The sequence below is a fragment of the Streptomyces boncukensis genome, from assembly GCF_011045075.1.
Taxonomy (GTDB): Bacteria; Actinomycetota; Actinomycetes; order Streptomycetales; family Streptomycetaceae; genus Streptomyces; species Streptomyces boncukensis.
The window spans coordinates 1-6,663 of the sequence record NZ_JAAKZZ010000418.1; the positions used below are offsets into that span (position 1 = coordinate 1).

The following is a 6,663-nucleotide window of genomic DNA, read 5'->3' on the forward strand; positions in this document are numbered from 1 at the left end:
GGCGACCGGCCCCCCGACCCGGCCGCCGCCGCGGTGTGGGGTCTGGTCCGGGCCGCGCAGTCCGAGGAGCCCGGCCGCTTCCTGCTGGCGGACACCGACGACGACGGTGTGCCCTGGGCGTCGATCGCGGCCGCGATCGACGCCGGCGAGCCGCAGATCGCCGTGCGGGGCGGGGAGCCGTTCGCCGCCCGGCTGGTGCGGGCCGCGCACCCGGCAGGGCTGCCCGTCCCGGCGGGGGCTGCGGCCTGGCGGCTGGAGACCCCGCAGCCCGGCACGCTGGACAGCCTCCGGCTCGCCCCGGCGGACCCGGAGCAGCCGCTCGGCCCGGGGCAGGTGCGCATCGCCGTGCGGGCCGCGGGGCTGAACTTCCGCGACGTCCTGTACGCGCTCGGCATGTACCCGGGCGAGGTCGTGCTGGGCGGCGAGGCGGCCGGCATCGTCCTGGAGACCGGCCCGGAGGTCGACGGCCTCGCGCCCGGCGATCGGGTCCTGGGGCTGTGTCCCGGCGCGTTCGGCCCGGTCGCGGTGACCGATCACCGGCTGCTCGCCCCGATGCCGTCCGAGTGGACGTTCGCGGAGGCCGCCGCGGTGCCGATCGCCTACGCCACCGCGTACTACGGCCTGGTCGACCTGGGCGGGCTCCAGGCCGGTGAGGCGGTCCTCGTGCACGCCGCCGCCGGCGGTGTCGGCACCGCCGCCGTCCAGCTCGCCCGGCACCTCGGCGCCGACGTCTTCGCCACGGCCGGCCCCGGCAAGGGGGACGCCGTGCGCGCCATGGGCGTTGCCGAGGACCACCTCGCCTCCTCGCGGGACCTGGACTTCGAGGAGCGCTTCGCCGCCGCCACCGCCGGGCGCGGCGTGGACGTCGTCCTCGACGCGCTCGCCGGGGAGTTCGTCGACGCCTCGCTGCGGCTCCTGCCGCGCGGCGGCCGGTTCGTCGAGATGGGCAAGACCGACCTCCGCGACGCCGGGGAGGTCGCCGCAGCACATCCCGGTGTGCGCTACCAGTCCTTCGACCTGTGGGAGGCGGGCCCGCAGCGCATCGGGCAGATCCTGGCCGAGCTGCTGGCCCGCTTCCGGTCCGGCGCGCTGCGGCTGCCGCCGGTGCGGGCCTTCGACCTGCGGCAGGCGCCGGACGCGTTCCGCCACGTCAGCCAGGCCCGCCACATCGGCAAGGTCGTCCTCACCGTCCCGCGGGCCCTCGACCCCTCCGGCACGGTCCTGGTCACCGGCGGCACCGGCGGCCTGGGCGCGGTCCTCGCGCGGCATCTCGTCACCGCCCACGGCGCCGGCCGTCTCCTCCTGCTCAGCCGGAGCGGACCGGACGCCGCCGGCGCCCGGGAGCTGACCGCCGAACTGACCGCGCTGGGCGCCGAGGTCGAGATCCTGGCCGGCGACGCCGCCGACCGCGACACCCTCGCCGCCGTGCTCGACGCGATCCCGGCCGCCCATCCGCTGACCGCCGTCTTCCACACGGCGGGCGTGCTCGACGACGGCACCGTCGCGGCCCTGACGCCACAGCGGCTCGACACCGTCCTGCGGCCCAAGACCGACGCCGCGCTCCACCTGCACGACCTGACCAGGCACCACGACCTCGCGGCCTTCGTGCTGTTCTCCTCCGTCGCCGGGACGCTCGGCGCAGCGGGCCAGGGCAACTACGCCGCGGCCAACGCCGTCCTCGACGCCCTGGCCCAGCACCGGCACGCCACCGGCCGGCCCGGCCTGTCGCTGGCCTGGGGCGCCTGGGACGGCACCGCGGGCATGGCGGCCCGGCTCACCCCGGCGGATCGCGAACGCATCGCCCGCTCCGGCTTCCCGCCCCTGGCCGTCGACCACGGACTCGCCCTGCTCGACGCCGCGCTGGCCGCGCCGTACCCGGCCCTCGTGCCGACCGGGCTGGACACCGCGGCCCTGACCGCCGCCGGATCGCTGCCGCCTGCGCTGACCGGCCTGGTCCGCGCCGGTGCGCGCCGGTCGGCGCGCGACGCCGCCCCGGCCGAGGGCGCCGCCTCGGCGGACCGGCTCGCCGCGCTCAGCCCCCAGGACCGTGCGCGGTTCCTGCTGGACCTGGTCCGTTCCGCCGCCGCCGCGGTGCTCGGCTTCCCCGGGCCGCAGGCGGTCGAGGCCGACCGGACGTTCAAGGAGCTCGGCTTCGACTCGCTGACCGCCGTCGAGCTGCGCAACCGGCTGGCCGCGGCCACCGGGCTGCGGCTGTCGGCCACGCTGGTCTTCGACCACCCGACCGCCCGTCAGCTCGCCGACATGCTCGGCAGGGCCGTGGTCGGCGACCGTGCGGACGCCGTCACTCCCCCGTCGGCGGCGGACGTGCCCGCGCCCGCCGCCGACGAGCCGATCGCGATCATCGGGATGAGCTGCCGGCTGCCCGGCTCCGCCAACACCCCCGACGAGCTGTGGCGGATCGTCAGCGACGGTGTCGACGCCATCGCGCCCTTCCCGACCGACCGGAGCTGGCAGCTCGACGCCATCTACGCAGCCGACAGCGCCGACGGCACCGGCAGCGCCGACGGCGCGGAGGCCGGCCACGGACGCACCTTCGAGGGCGGGTTCGTCGACGGCATGGCCGACTTCGACGCCGCCTTCTTCGGCATCGGCCCCCGTGAGGCGCTGGCCATGGACCCGCAGCAGCGGCTGCTGCTGGAGACCGCCTGGGAGGCGGTCGAGCACGCCGGGATCGCCCCCGGCTCGCTCGCCGACAGCCCCACCGGCGTCTTCGTCGGCGCGGCGACGACCGGCTACGGCGCCGGCCCGCTCGACATCCCCGAGGGGACCGGCCCGCACCTGCTGCTGGGCACGTCGACCAGCGTCATCTCCGGCCGGATCGCCTATGTACTCGGTCTGGAGGGGCCGACGCTCACGGTCGACACGGCCTGCTCCTCCTCGCTGGTGGCCCTGCACATGGCGGCCGAGGCGCTGCGCCGCGGCGAGTGCTCGCTGGCGCTGGCCGGCGGTGCCACGGTCATGACCACGCCGAGCATGTTCACCGAGGGCAGCCACAGCGGCGCCGTCGCCGCCGACGGCCGGTGCAAGGTCTTCTCCGCCGGGGCCGACGGCACCGGCTGGGGCGAGGGCGCCGGGGTGCTGCTGACCGAGCGGCTCTCCGACGCGCGGCGCAACGGCCACCGGGTGCTGGCGGTGCTGCGCGGATCCGCCGTCAACCACGACGGCGCCAGCAACGGCCTCACAGCGCCGAGCGGCCGGGCCCAGCAGCGCGTGATCCGCCAGGCCCTGGACAGCGCGGGGCTGGAAGCGCACGAGGTCGACGCCGTCGAGGCACACGGCACCGGCACCGCGCTCGGCGACCCGATCGAAGGGCAGGCCCTGCTGGCCACCTACGGCCGGGAGCGGCCCGCGGAGCGCCCGCTGTGGCTCGGCTCGGTCAAGTCCAACATCGGCCACACCCAGTGCGCCGCCGGTGTCGCGGGCGTCATCAAGATGGTCCAGGCCCTGCGCCGGGAGGTGCTCCCGGCGACCCTGCACGTCGACGGACCGACCCCGCACGTGGACTGGTCGTCCGGGTCGATGCGGCTGCTCACCGAGCCGGTGCCGTGGCCGCGCGGCGGCGTCGCGCGGCGCGCCGGCGTGTCGTCGTTCGGCATGAGCGGCACCAACGCCCACGTCGTCCTCGAAGAGCCCCCGGCGGAACCGCCGCGGCCGGCGGCCGCCGAGCCGCCGCCCGCACCGGCGGTCGCCGACGCACCGCTGCCGTGGGTGCTGTCCGGCCGGACCGAGGCGGCGCTGCGCGCCCAGGCGGCGCGGCTGCGCGCGCACCTGGAGGAGCGGCCCGACCTGGCGGCGCCGCAGGCCGTCCCGCTGGTCGCCCGCGCGCTGGCCACCGGCCGGACCGCGTTCCGCCACCGGGCCGTGCTGCTGGGCCCCGGGCCTGAGCAGTACCTCGGCCAGCTCGACGGCCTCGCCGGCGCCCGCGGTGTCAAGGGGCTGGTCCGGGGCGCCGCCGCGGCCGGCGGCCCGGTCGCGTTCGTCTTCCCCGGGCAGGGCTCGCAGTGGCCCGGGATGGCCGACGGCCTGCTGCGGAGCGCCCCTGCCTTCCGCGACGCGCTGCGCGAGTGCTCGGAGGCGATCGCGGAGCACGCCGGCTGGTCGGTCGAGGACGTGCTGCGCGGCGTCGAGGGCGCCCCGCCGCTGGACCGGGTCGACGTCGTCCAGCCGGCCCTGTTCGCGATGATGGTGTCCCTCACCGCGCTGTGGCGCGCGCACGGGATCGTGCCGGAGGCCGTCGTCGGGCACTCGCAGGGCGAGATCGCAGCGGCCCACGTCGCCGGAGCCCTGACCCTCCCGGACGCCGCGAAGACCGTCGTCGTGCGCAGCCGGCTGCTCGCCGACGCGCGCAGCGACGGGGCGGTGCTGACGGTCACCCTGCCCGTCGAAGAGCTCACCGAGCGGATGGCGCGGTGGCCGGGGCGGCTGCACCTCGCCGCCGTCAACGGCCCCCGGGCCACCGTGCTGTCCGGCGACCCGGAGGCGGTCGACGAACTCGCAGCGGCGCTGGCCGCCGACCAGATCGCCGCCCGCCGGATCAGCATCACCGGCACCGCGCACTCGCCCGAGATCGACAAGCTCCGCGACGAGGCGCTCGCCGCGCTGTCCGGGATCACGCCCCGGCCCGCGGCCATCCCGCTCTACTCGACCGTCGACGGCGGCCCCGTCGACGGCGCTGCCCTGGACTCCGAGCACTGGTACCGCAACATGCGCCGGCCGGTGCAGTTCGCCGCGACGGTCACCGCCATGCTGCGCGACGGCTTCCGCGCGTTCGTCGAGCCCAGCCCGCATCCGTCCCTGACCTCCAACATCGAGGACCTCGCCGACGCCGCCGGCGCCGAGGACGCGGTCGTGGTCACGACGCTGCGCCGCGAAAGCGGCGGCCCGGACCGCTTCCGCGGGGCGCTGGCGACGGCGTTCGCCCGCGGCCTCGCCCCCGACTGGGACACCGTCCTGCCCCCGCAGGGCGCGTCCGACGAACTCCCCGAGCTGCCCGGATACGCCTTCCAGCGCCGGCGGTACTGGCTGGAGCCGGCGGCCCCCGCCGCGCCGGCCGGCTCCGACGCCGCCGACCCGGCCGACGAGCGGTTCTGGGCCGCGGTCGCGGACGGCGACTCGCAGTCCCTCGCCGACGCGCTCGACGTCTCCGACCCGCAGCAGCGCGAGCTGCTGGACAGCGCCGCTGCCGCCTGGCCCGTCCTGTCGGCCTGGCGTTCCCGGCGCGGCGACCGGTCCACCGTGGACGGCTGGCGCTACCGGATCCAGTGGCGCCGCAGGGCCCGCCTGCCGGAGCCGGCCCTGTCCGGCACCTGGCTGCTCGTCGCCCCGGCCCACGACCCCGACGACATCGCTCGCCAGTGCGTCCGGGCGCTGGCCGAGCGGGGTGCCGCCCGGGTGCTGACGGTGGCGCCGGCCGACGGCGACCCGCACGGCGACAGCCTGTCCGGCGGGCTCCAGGACGCTCTGGCGGAGGCCGCGGCCGGCGCCGGACCCGGCCCGGCGGGCGGCCGCGTGGCGGGGGTGCTGTCCCTGCTCGGCCTCGACACCCGGCCCGGCCCCGGCGGCGTCGCGACCGGCCTCGCCGCCACGCTCGCGCTGGTCCGGTCCTCCGAGGCCCTCGACGTGGCCGCGCCCCTGTGGCTGGCCACCCGCGGCGCCGTCACCGTCGGCGCGGCCGACCCCGCGCCCGACGCGGACCAGGCCGGGCTGTGGGGCCTCGGGCTCGTCACCGGGCTGGAGCTGCCCGCCCGCTGGGGCGGCCTCGTGGACCTCCCGGCCGAGCTCGACGAGCGGGCCGCGGACCGCCTGGCGGGCGTCCTGGCCGGCCTGGACGGCGAAGACGGCGAAGACCAAGTCGCGGTGCGCCCCGCCGGGGTCTTCGCCCGCCGCCTGGTCCACGCGCCCCTCGGCGACGCGCCGCGTACCGCCCCGTGGCGGCCGACCGGCACAGCGCTGGTCACCGGCGGCACCGGCGCCCTCGGCGCGCACGTCGCCCGCTGGCTGGCCGCGCGGGGCGCGCCCCGCATCGTCCTGGCCAGCCGCAGCGGCCCGCAGGCTCCCGGCGCGGCGGAGCTGGCGGCGGAGCTGACGGCGGCCGGAGCCCAGGTCCTCGTCGAGCCCTGCGATGTGAGCGACCGCGAGGCGCTGCGGTCCCTGCTCGCGGCGCTCGACGACGGCCCGCCCGTCACCACCGTCGTCCACGCCGCGGGGACGGCCCAGTCCACCCCGGTCCTGCACACCTCGGCCGACGAGCTCGCCCAGGTGGTCGCCGCCAAGGTCGACGGCGCGCGGCACCTGGACGAACTCCTCGGCGACGGCCTCGAAGCCTTCGTCCTGTTCTCCTCCGGCGCCGCCATCTGGGGCGGCGCGGGCCAGGCCGGCTACGCGGCGGCGAACGCGTATCTCGACGCGCTCGCCGTGCGGCGCCGCCGGCGCGGACGGACCGCCACCTCGGTGTCCTGGGGCGGCTGGGCCGACGGCGGCATGGCCGACGCCGCCGCGACCGAGCTCCTCGGCCGGCGCGGTCTGCGCCTCATGTCCCCGCGGCTCGCGCTCGTCGCGCTCGGCCAGGCCCTGGACCACGACGAGACCCTGCTGACCGTCACCGACCTGGACTGGGCCCGCTTCGCCCCCGCCTACACCTGT

General features: G+C 78.1%; 1 protein-coding gene. It reads left to right on the forward strand.

Features of this window, described 5'->3' with window-relative positions; genetic code table 11:
* A partial coding sequence (locus G5C65_RS28525) for a type I polyketide synthase (RefSeq protein WP_165301917.1) occupies positions 1-6,663 on the forward strand: 6,663 nt, incomplete at both ends.